Raw genomic sequence first — 19,426 nt, 5'->3', positions numbered from 1 at the left:
CTTAAGCCAACGATAGCGCAGCTCATAGCTATAGTAACAGAATGATTTTGTTGTAGTTGCTGTGCCCACGTTTTACGGGCCTTTGTGGGCACTAAAGCTTTTTTATGATTTCTTCCTGAAGCTGTGATTTTAAGCTCAGCTCGGCAAACATCTGCTTAAGTTTGCGGTTTTCAGCCTCCAGCTCTTTTAAGCGTTTGATATCCGAAGTTTCCATGCCGCCGTATTTTTCCCGCCATTTATAAAAAGTTGAATTACCCATACCATATTTACGGCAGAGTTCCTTGACAGGAATACCTGCTTCAGCTTCTTTTAAAATAGCGACGATTTGATGTTCAGTCATTTTTTTCATCATTAAATCCCCTTTTACTTTTATCATAGAGAATTTTCTACTTTTTTGCTGTACTATTTTAGGGGAGAGTTACAGGTCTGAATTTACAGGAAAAACCTTTACCAACTGGGCTAAATTATATGGAGCTAGGTAGCCCATATCAAAATGGCTATATTAAACGATTTAATCGTACCTATCGTACTGAAGTACTTGATTTATATCTTTTTAATAACTTAGCGCAAGCAAAGAGAATAACCAAAGAATGGTTAACGATTTATAACACCGAAAGATCGCATTGAGGCATTAAATAACATGACACCGATTGAATACAAAACACTAAACAGGTTGCTTAATTTTCTACGTTAGTTGTGTAGTACTAAGTTTCGGGTATTTACAAACGCCTTATAAGATTTTAGTGGATTATTTTGTTTATGAGTGTAAATAGCTCTATTTTCTCCTAAAACAAAAATATAACTATTTAATTTTATTTAATTTATAAATAAGAAAAACAATTTGTTTTAACTTGTTAAATTGTTTTTTTAACCAAACCTGTTTAATTTCTCTTGAAGCTTTTAATTTTTTATTATTTAAATAATTTATTAAAGTTTCTGGATCGGTAAATTTTAAAGAATCAGGATGAATATAAATAGGATAATCATACATAACTATATAAATTAGTTCATGGATTGTTAATGACCTATTTCTTCTAACATTAGGATATATATCGATTGTTAATCCCCAGCCAGAGTAAAATGGTTGCCCATAACACACTACTAGTTTATTTCTGATTAAAGCTTCAAAACCTGCTAATGAAGTAATTGTATGGATTTCATCAACTTGCTCAATACAATCGATAATATCAACAAATTCAATAATATTATCAACATATTTTTTTATTTCTAATATATCAACTTCGCCTTTTCGATTACCACTTAAAACATCTGGGTGAGGTTTATAAACAATATAATCGTCTGGATTATTTTGTCTAACAGCTTTTATTAATTCTAAATTTGTTTTTATAATAGGAGAACCATATAAAATAGATGCGTCATCCTCAACCTGTCCAGGTATTAAAATGATTTTTTCTTTATTTTCAATAGGCCTAATATTCATTTTCTTACCAACATTGTATTTACCTAATTTAGTTACAATTAGTAAGTTTTGTAGTGAGCTAGCTTTTTCTTTTTCCTTTTTAGTGACTTTTTTATTTGCTAATAAAAACTCTAATTCACTAATATTTTGGGAATTAAAATAAATACCTAGTTTATCAATAACCAATGAATATGGCATAACTAGATTGGATCCTAAACCAATAGAGCGGATAAAGCCGTCCTCAATACGAAATGGATTCATACTGTTAATAATTGGAAGTAACCCTTTTTTCCCTTGCCCCCATATTAATAATTTCTCAGTTTTAAGTTCGTTCTTTGCATCTTTGTCATTAAGAATTTTTATATATTTACCCACTGAAAAAAAACGACATTTTACAGAAGGTAGCCTTAAATAAGGTAACAGTACTTGTTTCTTCCAGAATGAAAATCCAACTAAGTTAATCGTACCTCTAAGTTTATTATTGAGTGTTTTGATTTTGATTAAATAGTCAATAACATCAAAAATAGTTCCCTTTTTTCCTGTATAAGGATTAATGTATTTACAATATAATATGTAGCTTGCAATAAACAGCTCTAAGATTGTGGCTTGAGTTCTTCTACCATTTGCTCGTAAATGTTTTATATTTTTATGTCGATCATCAGTGACACCCCAACCAGCATACCAAGGTAAACCAAAGGTAATAACCTGTTTACCCAATAAAAGTGCTTCAAATCCCATATGCGATGTAACGACATACACTTTATCAAAATGTTTAAGCAATGAAAGAGAGTTGACATCTTCACTAAATAACATGATTGATTTTTGGTTAGCTATTTGAGTTAAATAACCTTTCTTGTATCCATTAATTACATCTGTATGGGTTTTTACATAAATTGTTGAAAGAGGGTTCTCATTAACTGCACAATTTAGCATTGATATAAAAGTTTGTTGATTTGCTCCACCTAGCTCGACAGCCATATCTCCAAATGTTTGATCGATAACTAATACTTTTTTATTTTTATTATTGGTTTTATCCTCGAAACCACAAAAATCAGGTGCATGATTATATTTTGATAACTGCGCCTCAATAATTAATTTTAATGCAAAGGTTGCTTCATTTATATATTGATTTAAATTCGTTTTATCTTTAATTAACATTTCTAATTCTGATGGTTTTCTAGAATCATAATAAATGCCAATACTATCAGCAATAAGTGATAGTGGAGGATAGCCTTCTAGACCTAAACCAATAGAGCGTAAAAATCCATCTTCAAGAGCAATAAATGGTAGTAAATGTTTATTTGCATATGTCCTAGCTTTTATTGTTGTTGGACGATATCCCCACCCTGCAACTGCATCAATTTTCTTTTTAGTCTTTTTTTTACTAAACGACAGATCAGAAAAAAAGTGATTAATACTTTTTATTGTTAGGATTTTTTTTGAAAAGACCAGAACATTTTTCATTTAGAATTCTATTAATAATAAGCTTATGTAATTTTTTGTTGTTTATTATGGTAAATATAAGCTTGTTCAATTGTATCAAATTGATATAAGTAACCAGCATCAAGCACCATAGCTTTATCACAATAATTTTGTATAGCATTTATATTATGTGAAACTAGAATGAGAGCTCGATCTTTTTTATTTTCAAATAATTCTGTTTTACATTTTTCTGTAAATCTAGAGTCACCAACAGCAATCACTTCATCAATTAAATAACAATCAAACTCAATTGACAATGACAACGCAAAAGCTAAACGAGCTTTCATGCCAGAAGAGTATTTTTTTATTGGTTCGTATAAATAATCGCCTAATTCCGCAAAGTTTTCAACGTATTCTTTCATTTTTTCAATATTACATCCATAAATTCGACAAATAAATCTTAAATTATCCATTCCCGTCAAACTACCTTGAAAAGCACCAGAAAAAGCTAATGGCCAAGAAATTGACATATTTCTTATTATTGAACCTGTGGTTGGTTTTTCTATTTCACTCAGAAGTTTAATTAGTGTAGATTTACCCGCACCATTACGCCCCAAAATTCCAATTTTTTCGCCTCTATGTAAAGAAAAATTGATATTATTAAGGACTGTTTTATATCCTTTTCTTGTTGAGTACTGTTTACCTACATTTTTAACAATAATCATCAATTATCCTCAAGAATATAATTCTCATTAATTTTTACCATAGTTAATCCCACAAATAACAAAACTATATTACAAAAAAGCAAATAACTTACATTTTGATGTGTTATAGTTGAGGGGCCGAAATAACCTGCTCTAAACATTTCTGTTCCATTAATTGGTGGAATATAAAGCAATAACTTTTGAATTTCATGAGGAAAAGTCTCAACCCAAAAGAAAGCTCCAGATAAAGGCATCAGGATAAAACTTAAAGTACCCCACATTTTATCAAAGGCTGCATATTTGGCAGATAAAACAAAAATGATTAAACCTAACCCTAGAGAAAACCAACACATCAAGCCCCAAGCACATAGCATATAAAAAGGATCATAAGGTATAGCAATTAGTCCAGCAAAAATAAAAATTGATATAACAAAAACTTGAGCGGCACTTGCCCCAATTATTTCAAGAAATACACGTGCATAGACTAGATCTAAAATTTTGATATTACGATGATATAACAATGCTTTATTGGCAGTTACTGAACCTTTTGCTCGAGATGAAGCATTACGCCACATCATTACCATTGGATAGCCTGTTAATACAAATGCAATAATATTAAGATTGGATACAGAATTTATTTTAAAAAAAAACCACATTAAACTTATTAGCAACGTTAACGACATAGGTTCAACAAATAACCATAAAAAACCGATATTATTGCGTCCATAACGAGTAATTATTTCCCTTAAAATTAAAGCATTCAATACATTAATTTGTATCTTTAATGAACGCATAAATGATGTTTTAATAATTACTTCTGTCATTAATCTTTATGTTCTCTTATACCAGCTGAAAGTAATTTAATAATACCATACACTAAAAAGCTAATTATAAAAGTTGCGATGATATTATAAATGCGTGCAGGTTTAAATGATACATCTGATATACTCGGTTGCTCTATCCGTTCTAGATAAAGTTGCTTTTTAGTTATTTCCACCTGAGCATTACGTAGTGATAATGTGGCTGCCTCAAATTGTTGTTTAGCAATCGTATTATTAATTAATATCTGCTGATATTCAGCTAAATTAGCATCTCTATTTTTATTTCTTTGAAATCTTGCTAGAGCTTGAGCTTCTTTCTTCATCTGTGATTCAGCATTTTTCAGTTCTGCTAGCGATGCGGTTATGAGATCTTGTTTGGCTCGCAAATTTATTTGGTTTACAAAACCTTCAGCTTGTTTTAATAATTGTTCATTTATTTTGAATGCATCTTGCATATCAAAAGCATTTACAGTAATTGTAGCAATACCTGTAGAACTGTCAAAATTGACATCTATCATATTGCTCATGTACCGATAAAAATATTCTTTTTTATTATACGAATCAAGATTAAATCCATTAAATCGAGATATTATATCGCCTTTTTGGGTATACCACTCTTGTACTGGTAGAACTTTTTCAACAGATGATAGAGCATCTCTAGATTTTATATATGACAAAACAACATATGAATCATCATTAGAGCGTGAAATTCCAACTTTTGAAAAAAAACTTCCCAGCCCCCCTAATGATGATTGAGTATCCGAAGAACGTATAATATATGTTGCCTCAGATGTATAAATATTTTCAGCAATTAATCCAAAATAAATTATCGATAATAAAGTTGGTAATGATACAATTAGATGTAATAACCAACTTTTTTTTCTTTTAAAATTTAAAAACATAAAATCTCACGAGTGCAATAATTAAAAACTTATTCACTTATCTGATTAATTTGATTAACAACTCCAACACCTGGTGAGAAAATCGCATATAAGAATTTTTGTAGTTCTAAAATTGGTGCAGATGCAACATAAACAATATCATTATTCTTAATTTGGAAATTCTTCATTATGAAGAATGAATTAGGATTATTTAAATCTATTTGGTAAACCGTTGGTACAAGCTCTTTCTTATTATCTATCGACAAAGTGTCTTGATATCTAAACACAAAAACACCTCGGGCATCAGATTGACTATCTCGTAAACCACCAATACGAGCTAATGCTTGTGACAAATTAATTCCAACAGCTTCAAATCTGACTTCTTTTGATCCTATTGCCCCCATAGAAATAAAAAAACTAGGCTTATTAATCAAAGTAATAACATCATCTTTTTGAAGATGAATATTAAATTTAGGATTAGATAATACTAAACTTAATGGAATTTTATTAACTTGATTATTCCTAGTGACTTGTATTAAAGTATCTTTAATATCATACATATTGCTACCTAACATGGTAACAGCATCTAATAAACGCTCTCCCTTAGCTGTTATAGACATTTTACCACTAAATTTATCACCAATAACTGTAACATTTGAAGAACGTTTTTCTAAAACAGTGACAATTACTTGGGGTCTATTTGCAATTCCAGATAATTTTTCAATTATTTCTTTTTGTAGCTGCATGGGAGTTTTATTAGCAACTTTTACATTTCCAACAAACGGCAAAGAAATAAACCCTTTAGAATCAACAACTACTATTGGTAATTCAGTTAATCCAGTTTTTGGCGCACCTGTATCACCTGAACCTACAAACAATATTGCTGGAGGAGTTTCAATTACAGAAATCTTTATACTATCGCCTTTACCTATATTATCAACTTTTTTATCTTGGCTATCTCTTTCATTAATAAACTTTGTAAAGTTAAATAAATTAGTTTGCGCTTCTTTTATAGAATCAGGTGAAATATTTAAATTAACAATTTTTACTTTATTATAAATTTTATCTAATTCAGCATGTTGTTTATTTATATTTTTTATAGATGAAAAATTTGGTCCTGAATGAGGCAAAACAGTACAACCACTTAAAATAATTGCTAGCGTTATTGGAAGAAGTGACGGTAATTTCAAAATAATTTCCTTATTCATCAATTTATTATATATTTTTAAAGTGTTTTGGATTACAAATTCATATATGTATTTTAATTATAAATATATTTAAATTCATTTATAATTAAAAAATTAGTAAATTTACTGTAAACATGCATTGGAGGAGACCCTATCAGCTACATCTCACACACATATATTTTACTTTGGCTGCTTCCTTCCGAACCTGACCTAGTGAGCAAAAAATGTTGCAAGAGAACCCATAGAGCCTCCATTGAAGCGGGAGTATTATGCTTGAATTATTAATTTTTTACAACTATTTTTTAGTTTGAAATAGCTGTTTGGCTTTCCTTAGATGTTATATCAAAAGAAAAGCCATTATTTGAAATGATAATACTTAATTCAGAAATTAGATTACTAAATTTTTCTCAACGCGCTCTCTGAATTTTATACCTGGTCTGAATGTAACAACTCTACGAGCTGAAATATCAACACTTTCACCTGTTTTTGGGTTTCTACCTGGACGTGAATTTTTATTACGTACTGTAAAATTACCAAATCCAGATAATTTAACTGGTTCTCCTTTTTCTAAAGCCACTCGAATCTCTTCAAAAAATAGCTCTACAAGGATTTTAGATTCTTGTCGATCAATATTAAATTTTTCGGCAAGACGATCTGCAATATCAGCTTTAGTTAATGTCATATTATTATTCTCTTAATAGGGCTTTAAAACGATTTTGTAATGCAGTAACGCATTTGCTTACAATGTTAGTTATCTCTTCTTCTTCAAGCGTACGTGATTTATCTTGTAAAATCAAACTAATAGCAATGCTTTTTTGATCTTCTTTGATATTTTCACCTTGATACACATCAAAAAGAGTCACTTTAATAAGTTGCTCTCCACCTGCTTTTTTACACTCTAGAATAATATCCGCTGCTGGTATTGTATTTGAAACAACAATTGCTATATCACGTTTATTTGTCGGATATTTGGATAAATTTCGAGCTACAGGTAATTCTTTTTTACTAATTTTAGCTAAATTTATTTCAAAAACAAGCGTTTTACTATTTAAAGATAATTTTTTTTCAATTTCTGGATGCAAGACTCCTAAATGACCTAACAACTCATCATTTAAATAAATTGCTGCGCTTTGTCCAGGATGTAAAGCTGGAAGTTCAGATTTTTTAAACTGTATTCGATCACCCACACCAAAAAGAGAAAAAATTGACTCAAGATCACCTTTAAGGTCATAAAAATCTACATTCTTTTTAGGGAGTTGCCAGTGTTCTTCGTATAAATTACCAGTAACAATACCAGCTAACATTAACTCCTGACGTACACCAAATTCACAATTTTCATCAGGAATAAAACGCAAACCAGTTTCAAATAATCGGGCACGCGTTTGCTGACGATTTTGGTTATATAGTATCACATCTAATAACCCAGACCAAAGTGATAAACGCATAACTGACATTTCACTTGAAATTGGGTTAGGTAATTTGATTTCTGGATATTCAGGATATAATATTTGCTGAACTTTTGGATCAACAAAGCTATATGTCACTGCTTCTTGATACCCTCTATCGACCAATAAATCCTTAACTCTACGTAATGGGATTTGACTTTCTGGTTTCGGTTTCATTACTGATTCAATTTTCAAATTGGCATTTGGGATATTGTTATATCCGTAAATACGGGCAACTTCCTCAACTAAATCTTCTTCAATTTGCAAATCAAAACGCCAACTTGGTGATTTTACAATCCAAACATTGTCTTTATATTCAACTTCACAACCGAGTCTAATTAAAATATCGGTAATCTTTTGTGTTTCGATTGTATAGCCAATAATGCGATCAATTTTATTACGTCGCAATTGGATAGTTGCTTGTGCAGGAAGTTCAGCTTCATGTGTCACATCAATAACTGGACCTGCTTCTCCACCACAAATATCAATTAATAATTGGCTTGCTCGTTCCATTGCTGTAAATTGTAAGAAAGGATCAACTCCTCGTTCATAGCGGTGTGACGCTTCTGTATGTAAACCGTATTCACGTGCTTTACCTGTTATAACTAATGGGTTGAAGAATGCTGCTTCAAGAAATATATCTTTGGTTGTTTGTGTTACACCAGATTTTTCACCACCCATAATCCCCGCTAGCGCTAAGATTTTTTGGTGATCGGCAATTACTAAAGTTTTATCATTAAGTTTAACGTCATTACCATTAAGTAAAGTCAGTTTTTCATCTTTGCGTGCATAACGAACAATTATGCCCTTTTCAATCTGCGATAAATCAAATGCATGCATTGGATGGCCAATTTCTAATAATACAAAATTAGTTATATCAACAACGGCATCGATTGAACGAATTCCACCACGACGCAATTTTTCTTTCATCCATAGTGGCGTTTGAGCATTAACATTAATATTTTTAATTACCCTACCCAAATAGCGAGGTGATGCTGTGGGTTCATCTATTTTTATTGATACTGTGTCGGAAATTGTTGCCTGTACACTGTTAACTTTAAGTGCTTGCATTGGAATATTGTTAACTGCAGAAATATCTCTAGCAATCCCAACAATACCAAAGCAATCAGCCCTATTAGGTGTTACACTAATATCAATTGTGACATCGTTTAAATTTAAATATTCACGAATATCTCGTCCCAAAGGAGCATCATCAGGTAATTCAATAATACCATTATGTTCATCAGCAATCCCCAGTTCTGAGTATGAACATAGCATGCCTTCTGATGGTTCTCCTCGTAACTTAGCTGATTTGATTTTAAAATTACCTGGTAAAACAGCTCCCACTGTAGCACATGCAACAGTCAAACCTTGTCGGCAGTTTGGCGCGCCACAAACGATATCAAGTAATTCTTCTTTACCTATATCAACTTTTGTTACACGAAGTTTATCAGCATTCGGGTGCTGCTTACATTCAACTACTTTACCAATAACAACACCTGTAAAGTCACCTGCTACTTTTTCGACATCATCAACTTCTAAACCAGCCATTGTTAATTGATCAGCTAGCGTTTCGCTACTAATTTCTGGATTGATCCATTCACGTAGCCAACTTTCACTAAATTTCATGTTTTGATCTCCAGAATTAATTAAATTGCTTTAAAAAACGTAAATCATTTTCAAAGAAAGAACGCAAATCAGTGACACTGTAACGTAACATAGTTAATCGTTCTATCCCCATACCAAATGCAAAACCACTATAAACTTCAGGATCAATGCCTACATTACGTAATACATTAGGATGAACCATTCCGCAGCCTAAGACTTCTAGCCATTTACCATTTTTAGCTTTAATATCAACTTCAGCCGATGGTTCTGTAAATGGAAAGTAACCCGGCCTAAAGCGTATTTCCATATTATCTTCAAAAAAGCAGTGTAGAAAATCATGCAATAACCCTTTTAAATGTGTAAAACTGATATCTTTATCAACCAGCAAACCTTCCATTTGATGGAACATTGGTGTGTGTGTTTGGTCATAATCATTTCGATATGTTCTTCCAGGAGCAATTATTCGAATGGGTGGTTTTTGATTTTCCATTGTGCGAATTTGTACTGTTGAAGTTTGCGTTCTTAATAAGCGTTTTGCATCAAACCAAAATGTATCATGATCTGCACGAGCAGGATGATGAGCAGGAATATTTAATGCATCAAAATTATGGTAGTCATCTTCTATTTCTGGACCGGTTTCAACAACAAAACCCAGTTCACCAAAAAAATCAACTAATCGATTAATTGTTTTTGTAACTGGATGTAATCCGCCTAGTTCAAGTGAGTTGCCAGGCAATGTAATATCAATTGTTTCATTGGCTAGTTTTGCATTAAGAGCCTGACGCTCTAAATAATTGCGCTTTTGATTTAATAGCTGAACAACTTCTTGCTTTGCATCATTGATTTTTTGACCCACAGATGGACGTTCATCGGCAGGAACATCACGTAAAGAAGCCATTTGCATTGTAAAATAGCCTTTTTTACCAAAATATTCCACTCGAATTTGTTCGATCGAATTAATATCATTAGCACTTTCAATAGCGGATTTGGCGTTATTCACCAGTTCAACTAATTGAGACATACAGTTCTCCTGCTTATTGTGTTTATTGCATAAAAAAAGCCTCTTTTGAGGCTTTTATAATTATTTTTTGTTTTTTCTTTGCCTCACGAGTTAGTATTGCTAAAGAAACCAAAAAAGAAACAAAAAATAACTATATTCATAATAAATTTACCCTTAACATATTAAAATTGAATGATAAAAGCCGAGATAACTCGGCTTTTATAAAGCTATTATAGTGCTGCTTTTGCTTTTTCAACTAATGCAGCAAATGCATTTTTGTCAAATACAGCAATATCAGCTAAGATCTTACGATCAATTTCAATTGACGCTTTCTTTAAACCATTGATAAATCGGCTATAAGAAAGACCGCATTGACGAGCTGCAGCATTGATACGAACAATCCATAATTGACGGAATTGACGTTTACGTTGGCGACGGTCACGGTAAGCATATTGTCCAGCTTTAATTACAGCTTGGAAAGCAACACGATATACACGTGAACGAGCTCCATAATAACCTTTTGCTTGTTTTAAAATTTTCTTGTGACGTGCACGAGCAATAACACCACGTTTAACACGAGCCATAAACTATATCCTCTAATAATTAATCAAAACTTAAACGTATGGAACACACGCAGTAACTAAACCTAAATCGCCTTTTGACACAGTAGTCAAACCACGTAAATGACGTTTACGCTTAGTTGATTTTTTAGTTAGGATATGACTCTTGTTAGCTTGCTTATGCTTAAAGCCACCAGAAGCTGTTTTTTTAAAGCGCTTTGCTGCGCCTTTTACAGTTTTAATTTTAGGCATTTTATTAATTTCCACTTCGCATTGTTAATAAAAACAAAATAATGGTGTAGTTTTCAATAGTATCAAAATCTAGCTTGTTGAACCATTATTTCTTCTTCGGCGCTAGCACCATAATCATTTGTCGACCTTCAATCTTAGTTGGATAAGATTCAATAACCGCCAAATCAGCTAAATCCTTTTTAATACGATCAAGCATTTCAGAACCTAACTGTTGGTGAGCCATTTCACGACCACGAAAACGTAACGTTACTTTAGCTTTATCGCCATCTTCAAGAAAGCGAATCAGGCTGCGGAGTTTTACCTGATAGTCGCCTTCGTCTGTACCAGGTCGGAACTTAATTTCCTTAACCTGAACAACCTTTTGCTTCTTCTTCTGCTCTTTTGTTGCTTTACTCTTTTCATAGAGGAACTTGCCATAATCCATAATTCGACAAACAGGTGGCTCTGCATTAGGGCTTATTTCAACTAAATCTAAAGTTGCTTCTTCAGCTTGTTTTAAAGCTTCATCTAAGCTTACTATACCGAGCTGCTCACCATCGACGCCGGTTAACCTCACCTCACGAGCTGTAATTTCATCATTGATTTTATGTGCTCGTGTTGACTGAATTCGTTTACTGACTTTAATATCTCATTCCTCCAAATTAATTTATCATTAATTCATTTGTTCTAATGAACGACTATGAATTTCGTTAAGCAACAATTCTATAACATGTTTCACTTCAAAGCTACCAAGATCTTTACCTTGACGAGTTCGAACTGAAATTGTTCCTGATTCCATTTCTTTGTCTCCACAAACAAACATATAAGGAACACGTTTTAGAGTATGCTCGCGAATTTTAAACCCTATTTTCTCATTTCTCAAGTCCGCTTTTGCTCTAATGCCAACTTTTTGTAATTGTGCGGTTAATTGTTTGGCATATTCAGCTTGATTATCGGTAATGTTAATTACTGCAACTTGCAATGGAGCAAGCCAAGTAGGGAAAAAACCTGCACAGTTTTCAGTCAAGATACCCATAAAACGCTCCATAGAACCTAAAATAGCTCTATGAATCATAACTGGGACATGACGTTCATTATCTTCACCTACATAAGTCGCATCTAAACGTTCAGGTAGCATAAAATCAAGCTGAACTGTACCGCATTGCCATGCTCTACCTAAACAGTCATGCAGAGTAAACTCTATTTTGGGACCATAAAAAGCGCCTTCACCTGGTAAATATTCAAATTCAATGCCATTTTTAGTTAAACATTCAGCTAAATCTTTTTCAGCAAGATCCCAAGTTTCATCTTTACCAATTCGTTTTTCAGGACGGGTTGATAACTTAACAGTAATATCATTAAAACCGAAAGTACTATAAGTATCATAAACCATTTTGATGCAGCTATTTACTTCACTGCGAATTTGATCTTCAGTACAAAAGATATGTGCATCATCTTGTGTAAAACCTCGAACTCGCATCAAACCATGTAAAGATCCTGAAGGTTCATTACGATGGCAACTACCAAATTCCGCCATACGTAATGGTAAATCACGATAAGATTTTAAGCCTTGATTGAAAATTTGCACGTGCCCTGGACAGTTCATTGGTTTAATACAATATTCACGATTTTCAGAAGAAGTAACAAACATTAACTCTTTATAATTACCCCAGTGACCTGTTTTTTCCCACAAAACACGATCCATCATAAATGGACCTTTTACTTCTTGATAATCGTATTCTTTCAATTTAGTGCGAACAAAAACCTCAAGTTCACGAAAGATAATCCAACCATCATTATGCCAAAACACCATACCAGGCGCCTCTTCTTGCATATGATAAAGATCTAGTTGCTTACCAATTTTACGATGATCTCGTTTAGCGGCTTCTTCTAAAAATTGTAAATAGCTATCAAGTTGTTTTTTATCTGCCCATGCTGTTCCATAAATACGTTGTAACATTTTATTATCACTGTTACCGCGCCAATAAGCTCCAGCAATTTTTTGCAATTTAAAATGATAGCAAAAACGCATATTAGGTACATGTGGTCCACGACACATATCAATATATTCTTCGTGATGATAAAGTGCTGGTTTTGAATCTTTTGGAATATTTTCATCTAAAATAGCAATTTTATATGGTTCATGTCGCTCCCAAAAAACTTCTCTAGCGCGCTCCCAACTAACCACTTCTTTTTTTACTTCATAATTTTTTTTAGCCAATTCATGCATGCGTTTTTCTAATGCATCAAGGTCTTCCTGAGTTAAAGAGTGATCTAAATCAACATCATAATAAAAACCATTATCAATTGTTGGACCAATAGCCATTTGTGTATTAGGCCATAGTTGTTTAATTGCGTGACCTAATAAATGTGCACAAGAATGACGGATAATTTCGAGTCCATCTTCATCTTTGGCTGTAATGATGGCTAATGTTGCATCTTGATCAATGACATCACAGGCATCTTTACGCACGCCATTTACACGCCCAGCTATACAAGCTTTAGCAAGACCTGCTCCAATACTTTGAGCAACTTCTAAAACAGTAACGGGTTTATCGAATTGACGTTGGTTTCCGTCAGGAAGAGTAATAATTGGCATAGCAAATCCTTATAACAGTGGTGCGCCACACGAAAGCGCACTTGCTTACTTAAAAAATAGGTCGAATATATTACCACTTATCATCTAGATTTAAAATAGAAAAAACCATATTCATGTGAAGCTTAATAAATTTAATGAATATACTAAAACACATATTTACCTGAAACATCTTTACAAAAAATAAATAGTTGCTTTTATCCAACAAAAGTTATAATCATTAACTATTGATTGCTTATTATATGAATGTATGTGCTATGAATATTTGGATTGATGCTGATGCTTGCCCTAACCCAATTAAAGAAATTTTATATCGAGTTGCAAATCGAAAAGCAATAAATACAACATTAATTGCAAATCAATGTTTAACTATCCCTTTGTCACCTTATATTAAAACTTTATTAGTTGAAAAAGGATTTGATGTAGCAGATAGGAAAATAATTGAGTTGGTTCAAAAAAATGATTTAGTTATTACTTCAGACATTCCACTTGCATCCGAAGTTTTAAATAAAAATGCATTAGTACTAACGCCACGAGGTGAACAATATACACTAGATATCATTAAAGAACGATTAATTATGAGAGATTTTATGGAAACCATGCGAGCAAGTGGAATACAATCTAAAGGTTCAGCTCCATTTTCCAGCAAAGACCGAGAAAAATTTGCTAATCAGCTTGATATATTGCTTAATTCAACATCGAAATGAATTTAATAACTCTTTTAAATCGAGCAGCCAAATTAGCAAAACTAAATTTTTAGAAATAGCTCTCTGCTTTTGAATGGTTTTGATCCTACATAAGGTTTCAACGCCATCCTAGTAAAGCGTTTAGCTGCTTTTAACGTATCGATATTATCAAATTGACGTTTCCCTAAAGCTAAAACTTGCTCGCCAGTAAAGCTGATGCTATTTTGTAATAAACTACTGATAAATCCTTTTTCCGATTGATATTGATAATGCATCGATTTAACAATGTCATCGCCAGTTACACAGCAGTGAAAAAAATCAACGTGATATCCTAAATTTTCTAATAACGATAATTCAAAAGCTCGCAACACATTTTCAGCAGGAACCTGTTGGGCTAATTGTTGCAGACTTTTTAGATAATCATCAAAAAGAGTTGGCAATTCTGCTTCTGCAACTAAAACTCGATGTAATAGTTCATTTAAATAAAATGCGCTATACAAAAAAACAGATACCAATGGCAATGCAAGCGACATAGCTTCAACCTGACGCAATGTTTTTATTTCACCTTGGCCTGAGTATTGCACAATAAGTGGAGTAAAAGGTTGCAACATACCTTTCAAGGCAGAGCTTTTTCGTTTAGCACCTTTAGCTAATACCTTTACTTTTCCGATATTTTCAACAAATAGATCGACTAATAAACTAGTTTCAGTATAAGAACGAGTATGTAGTATAAATGCTCTTTGCCAATTTTCCATTCAAAATACCTTTCAATTATACCACCGTTTTTTGATTAATAAATTGTATCTGAGCAAAATTTAGATAAATCCATGAAATTTTCACCTGAAATTTAACTAAAGATCCGATATAATCAATGCAAACAATAAGATTATAGGATAAATAAAAGACAAGCTATGGAACTTTTTTCAATAATTTTACTTTTGGTGTTAATTGTATCACTTTCTGGTGTCGTTGTTAAAATGTTACCAATTCAAATTCCACTACCTCTAATGCAAATATTATTAGGTTGCATATTGGCGGCATTTAATGTTTATGTAGAATTTGATCCAAAACTATTTCTTGTTTTATTTATTCCTCCTTTACTTTTTGCTGATGGACGCAAAACATCAGTAAAAGACTTCATATACAATGGTAGAGAAATTGTCGGATTGGCTTTAGTTTTAGTTGTTATCTCTATTATAGCATTAGGTTATATTCTGCATTGGATATTACCAAATGTTGAATTAGCAGCAGGTTTAGCTTTAGCTGCTGTATTATCTCCAACCGATGCAGTTGCATTAGGTGGAATTGTTGGTAAAGGCCGTATCGAAAAAGAGAAGATGGAAATCATTGAAGGTGAAGCATTAATGAATGATGCTTCAGGTCTGGTGTCTTTGAATTTTGCTATTGCTATTGCAGTTGGTGATGCAGTATTTAACATCTTTGATGTTAGCGTACAATTTTTTATAGTTGCTATTGGTGGCTTGGCTATTGGCGTTTTATTTACTTGGTTATATGCACGTATTTTGCGTAAAATAAATCAGCTAACTCACAATGATCCCGCTATTCAAATAGTATTACTATTTTTACTACCATTCGCCGCTTATATCATTGCTGAGGAATGTCATTGTTCTGGTATTTTAGCAGCAGTAAGCGCAGGTATGACGGTTAATCATTCTGGTATGATGCGAAATGCTCCTTTAACTGCGCGTTTGCAATCAGATAGCACATGGTCAATGTTAACGTTTGTCTTTAATGGTTTTGTATTCGTTTTATTAGGTATTCAATTACCAAGTATTCTTAACAATACTTTTGCTGAAAACCAGATCGACACTTCGATTGAGGTATGGCAATTATGTTTAATTGTTCTATTTGTTTTTGCTGTGTTGATGGGAACTCGATTTGCTTGGTTATGGGCGATGAAGCATATGCCTACAATGCCATTTGGAACCAAAAGACCTCTTGCATTCAGATCCTATTCAAACCGAGACCTGCTTATTTCAACATTTGCAGGAGTTCGAGGAGCCATCACTTTAGCTGGTGTATTGTCTATTCCAATGACGATTAGTGGTCGTTATCAACTTGTTTTTATTGCAGCAGGTATTATTTTAATTTCATTGATTGTTGCTGTGATCATATTACCTATCTTATTACGAGGTAGTGTTATTTTAGATAATTCAGAACAAACAAATGAAATTTTAACTGTAAAAGGTCATATGGCTGAAGAGGCAATTGTAAGCCTAGAAAAAATGCAAAATAATTTGTTGCAAGAAACAGCTGAAGACCGAGTAGATCAAGAAATTATTCATGAAGTCGGCTCACGTGTTATCGGTTCGCTAAGGCGCAGAACCGGCCTTAAAGATTTAGAACAAAAATCTCTTGAAGCAGAAAATCTAGAAAGACGTATGCGTTTAGTTGCTATAGGTGCAGAACGTACTGCTCTTTTACAAATGAAAGTTCGTAATGAGGTTAGTGAAGAGGTTTTTGAGCATTTGAATACCGACTTGGATATTTATGAAAAAATGATTTCTGGGGATGCATAAATGATTGGAGCAAAAAGCCAAATTTTAAACAAAATTCATTCACAGTTTGTTAATAAAGCGCCCCATATTTTGGGGCTTACCTTACGATACATTCCTTTTAATGTCAAAAAACAAACCATAGAGCAATTATTGAAATTACAATTTGAACATTCTCTAGAAGATGGTGAACTGGATTTTTTAGAAAATCGTTGGCTTAAAATTCAAGTTACTGATCTGGAACTTGTGTGGTTTGTTAGTTTAATCGATAACAAATTAGTTGTTAGCCGAGAAGAAATTGCTGATGTAAGCTTTATAGGTAATGCTAATGATTTGATTATGATAGCAACTAGACGACAAGATCCCGATACGCTATTTTTTCAACGTCGTTTGATTGTTGAAGGTGATACTGAATTAGGGTTATATGTAAAAAACTTAATGGATTCTATAGAGTTGGAAGCTATGACAAAATTTTTAAGGCTAACACTTGAAAAATTAGCCGACATTATCGAAAGTGCACCAACCAATTAAGAATAAATTATACTCATTTTAAATCATTCAAAATGTTTATTCTGTGTAATGATAGATTTCATTGAAAATTTTGAATTGATTAATTTCTATCTTGTAAATAATAGATTATTCTAACCCCCCATATAAAATGGGGAAAAGAAGCTGATTATTTTGAGTATATATAATGAAATTTATGAGTTTCTTTACAGAAAACATAAAATATATGGTTACAAAATGAAAAATAACCAAGAACAGCCAACTTTTTACTTCCACGATTATGAAACTTTTAATGTATAACTTTGTTTATTATTTATTTTAATTTCAAATGTAATTGAATCTGTACTCAAATATGTACTCACTTTTATACGTCAAAATAACATATAGAGGATTGTACTATGGATATCATTAGTGTTTTTTTAAAAGGATTACTTGGGAAAATATTCGATATTATTGCTTTCTTGTACAAAAGAATTCCTTTTAATTTTTATAGCAATAATTTAGATAAATATTTTAATGAGATGGGAAGTATAGATTTCAAACAATATCAGAAAGACTATCTAAATAATATTAGGAAGAAAAAATTGTGGAAGGAATGCTGTTTTTATAATGCAAACACTCATAATCAAGAAAAAATTGCAATAGCTCTGGTGAATGCAGACAGAGAAAATATTATAGATATATCTGATATAACTGCGATTAGTCGATACTTTGAAATAAAAGATGAAAAAATAATTGGTCTGAATCTTTTTGATAAGCATGAAAAAGTATCATGTATTTTTTGGTATTTTTTTATAGCAATAATAGCAATATTAAATTTTTCTGTTATTTTTGAAATCAAAAATACATTAATATCATTAATAGTTATATTTTTTACTATGGTAGGAATTGCAGCTTGTCTTGTTATGCCATCAATAACTTTTAAAAGAAGTAGAATCTTTAAGACAATAATTAAAGATGAAAGTTTTATATCTAGAATAAACACAGAATTAGAACGAATAAATAATGAGAATTATTCTGATGCAAAATCTGGATAAATGATAACAATAAACTACACGCTACCAATTTACATACGTCAAACGCCCGAAGACTTCGAAAATGAAATTACGGGCGAATGCTACATTATCAACAGCGACGACGAGCACAATTATGTGTTCTATCAAACAGTAAAAACGCTATATGATATTGCTGATTTTGTGATGTTAGAAGATGCTGTTGAATATTGTAAGTTGAAGATTGATAGTGTGTTTTGTTAGTTAGTTTTCATCATTGTTAATAATAACTGGATTTAACGTGCTTGGTATCGGCTCTTCATTTTCAATCACTTCAATCACTTCAATAACGGGCATTTCTAATCGAATGTCTATCCAGCGTCCCTCAGTTATGTCAATTGGTTCACCTGCAACAATTTGACAGCTCTCAAAATCAAACTTTTTAGTGTACGTTTTAACTGTAATGGTATTGTTTTCATCAACTGAATACTCAGCAAAGAATTTTTTATTGCCGTTTGCGTCTTCTGGTAATGTGATGTACCAACCGTCTTTTGCAAAGCCTAAACTACCGCTGATTTCGTAATGACCGATATCAATTCGTTTAGCTGTCACACCAGCTGCTAAATCATTCACTAAAGCACAACCTGATTTTTTGAAACCGCCAACTTCCTCAATATTATCATTAGCAAATAATCTTAATATCGGAGATGCTTTTTTTAGAAAACCATTACTGTCTACAGTTGAGTTTCCGCTCGTGATTTGCTCGACCCATGGTTCCCAAGTTTTAGTACCGCCTCTATAGTTTCTAATAAACTGCCGAGCATTTCTGTAAGCAGTGTAGATTTGACAG

At 32.4% G+C, this 19,426-nt stretch carries 20 protein-coding genes, 1 other RNA gene and 1 pseudogene; 6 read left to right on the top strand and 16 right to left on the bottom strand.

Features of this window, described 5'->3' with window-relative positions; genetic code table 11:
• Nucleotides 1-91: 91 nt before the first annotated feature.
• On the bottom strand, nucleotides 92-376 hold the full coding sequence (locus A9G37_RS04610; RefSeq protein ID WP_141670991.1) for a transposase: 285 nt from the start codon (nucleotides 374-376) through the stop codon (nucleotides 92-94).
• An 89-nt stretch (nucleotides 377-465) separates the two neighbouring features.
• Between A9G37_RS04610 and A9G37_RS12100 the strand changes: the two are divergent.
• Nucleotides 466-694: pseudogene (locus A9G37_RS12100) on the top strand (integrase core domain-containing protein); the annotation flags it as partial.
• A gap of 108 nt (nucleotides 695-802) precedes the next feature.
• On the opposite strand, the gene A9G37_RS04605 reads toward A9G37_RS12100, so the two are convergent.
• The 13 genes from A9G37_RS04605 to thrS all read right to left on the bottom strand — a co-directional run bounded on the left by A9G37_RS04605 (nucleotide 803) and on the right by thrS (nucleotide 13,878).
• The gene (locus A9G37_RS04605; RefSeq protein ID WP_034913169.1) at nucleotides 803-2,884 is read right to left on the bottom strand and encodes a capsular polysaccharide biosynthesis protein; all 2,082 of its coding nucleotides are present in this window, start codon (nucleotides 2,882-2,884) and stop codon (nucleotides 803-805) included.
• 23 nt (nucleotides 2,885-2,907) lie between these two features.
• Nucleotides 2,908-3,567, bottom strand: a complete 660-nt coding sequence (locus A9G37_RS04600; protein WP_034913166.1) for an ABC transporter ATP-binding protein — start codon at nucleotides 3,565-3,567, stop codon at nucleotides 2,908-2,910.
• Nucleotides 3,567-4,370: an ABC transporter permease gene (locus tag A9G37_RS04595; RefSeq protein ID WP_065574764.1), complete on the bottom strand. Its 804-nt coding sequence runs from the start codon at nucleotides 4,368-4,370 to the stop codon at nucleotides 3,567-3,569. Before A9G37_RS04595 ends, A9G37_RS04600 begins: the two co-directional genes overlap by 1 nt.
• Nucleotides 4,370-5,269: a hypothetical protein gene (locus tag A9G37_RS04590; RefSeq protein ID WP_065574763.1), complete on the bottom strand. Its 900-nt coding sequence runs from the start codon at nucleotides 5,267-5,269 to the stop codon at nucleotides 4,370-4,372. Before A9G37_RS04590 ends, A9G37_RS04595 begins: the two co-directional genes overlap by 1 nt.
• Before the next feature lie 29 nt (nucleotides 5,270-5,298).
• Entirely contained in the window at nucleotides 5,299-6,438 is a 1,140-nt protein-coding gene (locus tag A9G37_RS04585; protein ID WP_065574762.1) for a polysaccharide biosynthesis/export family protein, read from the bottom strand.
• Nucleotides 6,439-6,584: 146 nt separating this feature from the next.
• Nucleotides 6,585-6,679, bottom strand: an RNA gene (gene ffs, locus A9G37_RS04580) — signal recognition particle sRNA small type.
• A 144-nt stretch (nucleotides 6,680-6,823) separates the two neighbouring features.
• Nucleotides 6,824-7,117: an integration host factor subunit alpha gene (locus tag A9G37_RS04575; protein ID WP_065574761.1), complete on the bottom strand. Its 294-nt coding sequence runs from the start codon at nucleotides 7,115-7,117 to the stop codon at nucleotides 6,824-6,826.
• 4 nt (nucleotides 7,118-7,121) lie between these two features.
• Nucleotides 7,122-9,509, bottom strand: a complete 2,388-nt coding sequence (gene pheT / locus A9G37_RS04570; RefSeq protein ID WP_065574760.1) for a phenylalanine--tRNA ligase subunit beta — start codon at nucleotides 9,507-9,509, stop codon at nucleotides 7,122-7,124.
• Nucleotides 9,510-9,525: 16 nt separating this feature from the next.
• Nucleotides 9,526-10,509: a phenylalanine--tRNA ligase subunit alpha gene (gene pheS, locus A9G37_RS04565; RefSeq protein ID WP_065574759.1), complete on the bottom strand. Its 984-nt coding sequence runs from the start codon at nucleotides 10,507-10,509 to the stop codon at nucleotides 9,526-9,528.
• Nucleotides 10,510-10,718: 209 nt separating this feature from the next.
• Nucleotides 10,719-11,072, bottom strand: a complete 354-nt coding sequence (rplT, locus tag A9G37_RS04560; RefSeq protein WP_024496189.1) for a 50S ribosomal protein L20 — start codon at nucleotides 11,070-11,072, stop codon at nucleotides 10,719-10,721.
• 30 nt (nucleotides 11,073-11,102) lie between these two features.
• Nucleotides 11,103-11,300 (bottom strand): 50S ribosomal protein L35, encoded by a 198-nt coding sequence (gene rpmI, locus A9G37_RS04555; RefSeq protein WP_034913143.1) that lies wholly within the window; start codon nucleotides 11,298-11,300, stop codon nucleotides 11,103-11,105.
• Nucleotides 11,301-11,385: 85 nt separating this feature from the next.
• Nucleotides 11,386-11,925, bottom strand: coding sequence for a translation initiation factor IF-3 (gene infC, locus A9G37_RS04550; protein ID WP_065560275.1), 540 nt, complete (start codon nucleotides 11,923-11,925; stop codon nucleotides 11,386-11,388).
• Between the two features lie 27 nt (nucleotides 11,926-11,952).
• Complete coding sequence (gene thrS, locus A9G37_RS04545; protein WP_065574758.1) at nucleotides 11,953-13,878, bottom strand: threonine--tRNA ligase; 1,926 nt, start codon at nucleotides 13,876-13,878, stop codon at nucleotides 11,953-11,955.
• A 254-nt stretch (nucleotides 13,879-14,132) separates the two neighbouring features.
• Between thrS and A9G37_RS04540 the strand changes: the two genes are divergently transcribed.
• Entirely contained in the window at nucleotides 14,133-14,582 is a 450-nt protein-coding gene (locus A9G37_RS04540) for a YaiI/YqxD family protein (protein WP_065574757.1), read from the top strand.
• A gap of 41 nt (nucleotides 14,583-14,623) precedes the next feature.
• On the opposite strand, the gene recO is transcribed toward A9G37_RS04540, so the two are convergent.
• Nucleotides 14,624-15,316 (bottom strand): DNA repair protein RecO, encoded by a 693-nt coding sequence (gene recO, locus A9G37_RS04535; protein ID WP_065574756.1) that lies wholly within the window; start codon nucleotides 15,314-15,316, stop codon nucleotides 14,624-14,626.
• Nucleotides 15,317-15,472: 156 nt separating this feature from the next.
• Here recO and A9G37_RS04530 point away from each other — a divergent pair, with 156 nt between their 5' ends.
• From A9G37_RS04530 to A9G37_RS04515, 4 genes are all read left to right on the top strand, one after another.
• Nucleotides 15,473-17,101, top strand: coding sequence for a Na+/H+ antiporter (locus A9G37_RS04530; protein WP_065574755.1), 1,629 nt, complete (start codon nucleotides 15,473-15,475; stop codon nucleotides 17,099-17,101).
• Between the two features lie 21 nt (nucleotides 17,102-17,122).
• Complete coding sequence (gene ubiT, locus A9G37_RS04525) at nucleotides 17,123-17,608, top strand: ubiquinone anaerobic biosynthesis accessory factor UbiT (RefSeq protein ID WP_065560287.1); 486 nt, start codon at nucleotides 17,123-17,125, stop codon at nucleotides 17,606-17,608.
• A gap of 374 nt (nucleotides 17,609-17,982) precedes the next feature.
• Complete coding sequence (locus A9G37_RS04520; RefSeq protein ID WP_065574754.1) at nucleotides 17,983-18,621, top strand: hypothetical protein; 639 nt, start codon at nucleotides 17,983-17,985, stop codon at nucleotides 18,619-18,621.
• Complete coding sequence (locus A9G37_RS04515; protein ID WP_065574753.1) at nucleotides 18,622-18,840, top strand: hypothetical protein; 219 nt, start codon at nucleotides 18,622-18,624, stop codon at nucleotides 18,838-18,840.
• Here the strand turns inward: A9G37_RS04515 and A9G37_RS12825 are convergent.
• Nucleotides 18,841-19,426 (bottom strand): pyocin knob domain-containing protein (locus tag A9G37_RS12825; protein ID WP_218059271.1); only part of this gene is annotated, 586 nt, incomplete at its 5' end. It lies immediately after the preceding gene.

Source organism: Gilliamella sp. GillExp13 (assembly GCF_001690815.1).
In the GTDB taxonomy this organism is placed as follows: Bacteria; Pseudomonadota; Gammaproteobacteria; order Enterobacterales; family Orbaceae; genus Gilliamella; species Gilliamella bombi.
Note: the sequence above shows the minus strand (reverse complement) of the source record. Positions and strands in the feature narration are given on the sequence as shown.